Origin of the sequence: Stieleria sp., from assembly GCF_041595215.1 — a bacterium.
GTDB classification, from domain to species: domain Bacteria; phylum Planctomycetota; class Planctomycetia; order Pirellulales; family Pirellulaceae; genus Stieleria; species Stieleria magnilauensis.
In genome coordinates this window covers 1-3,309 of sequence record NZ_JBFHKV010000968.1, presented here as the reverse complement: position 1 = coordinate 3,309, position 3,309 = coordinate 1, and the positions used below count along the sequence as shown (strand labels likewise).

Here is a 3,309-nt window from a genome sequence, read left to right as displayed (position 1 = left end):
GCGACATGCAGCGGGCTGCGAACCGGCGGCTTGTACTCGCTGCTGCGGTCGGTGATTTCGATCGTCTTGGAGCCGTCGTGCGTGCTGTGTTTCCAGGTCTTCGGGTCGAGCATTTCCCATCGCTGGGTCCCCGACTCGAAATCATCGGTAAAAACCGGCTCATCGGCGTGACAGCGGCCTAGGCCGCAAAGTCCCTGGCCCCAGACCATGCCGGCGAGGATCAACACGACGAGACGAAAAAATAAGGGGGTGACAGATCGGAAACGCCTCGAATGCGGTCGGGCACAGAGCATGGCGTGCGGCATGGCGAAGTGCAGGCTCGGTTGAATCAGGTCACGGCGGCAGAAACGATCGAGTATAGACGAGGTTGGTCCAGACTGCTATCGGCTGTTGTCAGGGTGGGGCCAGCTAGTCAGGCCAGCTAGTCAGGCCAGCCAGTCAGGGCTCGCCGGGTGCGATGGGCGGGTCGCGGATCGCCAATGCATGGGAAATCCGTATACTTTTGACCGCACATGCCTTCTCAAACGGACTGATTCATGAATGCCACTGCCACCGATTACGATTCGCTGCTCTCTCGGTTCGGCCTGAGCGAATTTCGGCCCGGTCAGCGCGAGGTGATCGAAGCCGTCGCCAGCGGCGAAGACGTGATGTGCGTGATGCCGACCGGCGGTGGGAAAAGCCTCTGCTACCAGCTGCCCAGCCTGGCTCGTCCCGGCACAACGATCGTTGTTTCTCCGCTGATCGCGTTGATGAAGGACCAGGTCGACACGCTGCGGCAGTTGGGAATCGCCGCCCGGCTCATCAATTCCACGCTCAGCCTCCGCGAACAAGAGGACGTGATGGAATCGATGGCCCGCGGCGAACTGGAAATGGTTTATGTCGCGCCGGAACGGCTTCGCAACGGTCGATTTCTGGAAACCTTGCAACGCTGCCAAGTCACCTTGCTGGCCGTCGATGAAGCCCACTGCGTGAGCGAATGGGGACACGATTTTCGCCCCGACTACTCCCGACTGGGCAAAGTCCGCTCGCAGTACCTGGGTGGTCTGCAAACGATCGCGCTGACCGCTACCGCGACACCGATGGTGCGTGAGGACGTTTGTTCTCTGTTGGATCTGCAATCCCCCAAAGTTTTCGTGACAGGGTTTGCCCGCACCAATCTCCATTTCGGGGTGTCTCAGAGCAAAACGGACGTGGAAAAAGAAGACCAGTTGGTCGAATTCGTCAAACGGCAAGACGGCGCCGGAATCGTTTACGCCGCGACGCGAAAAACGTGCGAAGCGATCGGCGAATGGTTGCCGGAAAAGACACGCCGCCCGATCGGCATCTATCACGGCGGCATGGAGTCGGAGAAACGCCGTATCGTGCAGGAAAAGTTCATGTCTGGCGAGTTGGCGGCGATCGTTGCCACCAACGCCTTTGGCATGGGGATCGACAAGTCCGACATTCGGTTTGTCGCCCACTACAACATGCCGGGAACGTTGGAGGCCTATTACCAGGAAGCCGGCCGCGCCGGACGCGACGGATTGGAGAGCGATTGCCGCCTGTTTTTCTCCTATCACGATCGCTACATCCAAGAGTTTTTCATCGAGAATCGTTACCCCTCCAAAGCGATCGTCAACAAGGTCTACCAGTACTTGCTCTCGCGGCCGGAGGATCCGATCGAGCTGACGCTCGATCAAGTCCGTGATGCGATCGACGGGGACAGTTCCGAAGCGATCGGGACCGCCGAAACACTGCTCGCCAAAGCCGGCGTGCTACGGCGACTCGACAGCAGCCAAAACCAGTTGCTCGTTCGGATCGACAGCGATGCCCCGACGTTGCTGGATTTCCTGCCGAAAGAAGCAAAACTGCGTCGCCGGGTGATGACCGCGATTGAGAAAGTTGTCGGTCGACGCCGGAACGACGACGTCTACGTGCGGCCCAACCGATTGATGGAACTGGCCGACGTCGATCGCGACCAATTGATGCGGACGTTGCGTGAACTGAGTCGATTGAACGCGTTCGACTACGTGCCACCGTTCCGCGGACGCGCCGTCCATTTCGTCCAGCGCGACGTCCCCTTCGAAAACCTGGAGATCGATTTCGAAGAACTCGCCCGGCGAAAAGCCAACGAATATGAAAAACTAGAAGCCGTCATCGGATTCGCCCGAACCGGCGGCTGCCGCCAACGCGTGATCTTGGATTATTTCGGCGATCCGGAAAGCAAGAATTGTGGAAAGTGTGATCGCTGTGACGTCGACGATGGCAAAAATGCGAGCAGCGCGGTCACGGACGGTCTGACCGAATCCGACGCCAACGCGTTGCTGTGTGGGTTGCGCGTCATCCTCAGCGGCGTGACTCGAATGCACGGTCGATTCGGAAAGAACTTGGTCGCTCAGATGCTGTGCGGTTCACAGAACAAACGCATCACCCAATGGAAGCTTCAACGATTGAGCACCTACGGGATGTTGTCGTCGATGAAACAGGCTCAATTGAGCAAGATCATCGATGCGATGATCGAGCACGGGATGATCGAGCAACGTGAAGTCGACCAACGTCGTCCGACGATCGAAATCAGCGACTTCGGCAAGTCCGTGATGCATCTGAAGACGCCGTTGCCGGCCTCGTTCACGTTGTCCAAGGCGCTCGCCCGGGGTCTGGCCGCGGCGGCACGGCACATCGAATCGACCGACGTCGCCAAATCGGATGCGCAATCGCCCTCTGCACCGGACGACCATTCCCTGGACGAAGCCCAAATGGAATCGCAGGCCGGCATCCACATCACCCTTGATGACCTGACCAGCCCCGAAAAGAAACTGGCCGATGAGATCGGCGAGGCGCTCAAACGCTGGCGACGCCGGGCGTCCGCGGCACTGGGAATCCCCGCCTATCGGGTCCTGACGAACTCGACGATCGACCGGCTGGCCGAAATTCGTCCGCAAAGCAGCAGCGAACTGGAAGTCGTCTCGGGAATCGGGCCGGCAACGATGGAGCAGCATGGTTACGACATTCTGGAGATCATCCGCGGTTGCCTGACGGAGGCGGATAACCCGGAAACCGCTACCGCGGAGGGTGACGTTCCCGGACCGCCGGGGGGCGAGTCGAGCGTGGGCCTCGCCGAGCTGCCGGTGGAGGAGCCTGTGGAGGAGCCGCCGGTGCTGGGAGCCGATTCGGGTGTTGAGGATTCTGCTCCTGATCCGCCGGCCCCTGATCCGCCGGCCCCCGATCCACCGGCCCCCGATCCACCGGCCCCCGATCCACCGGCCCCCGATCCACCGGCCCCCGATCCACCGGCCCCCGATCCACCGGCCGCCGTGGACGAGTCGATCG

Annotated in this window: 1 protein-coding gene and 1 pseudogene; one reads left to right on the top strand and one right to left on the bottom strand. The window is 60.6% G+C overall.

Annotated features, from left to right (window positions below):
• Positions 1-227 (bottom strand): annotated as a pseudogene (locus ABX749_RS26915) (hypothetical protein); the annotation flags it as partial.
• 309 nt (positions 228-536) lie between these two features.
• Between ABX749_RS26915 and ABX749_RS26910 the strand changes: the two are divergent.
• On the top strand, positions 537-3,309 hold a 2,773-nt coding region (locus ABX749_RS26910), incomplete at its 3' end, for a RecQ family ATP-dependent DNA helicase (RefSeq protein ID WP_372898734.1).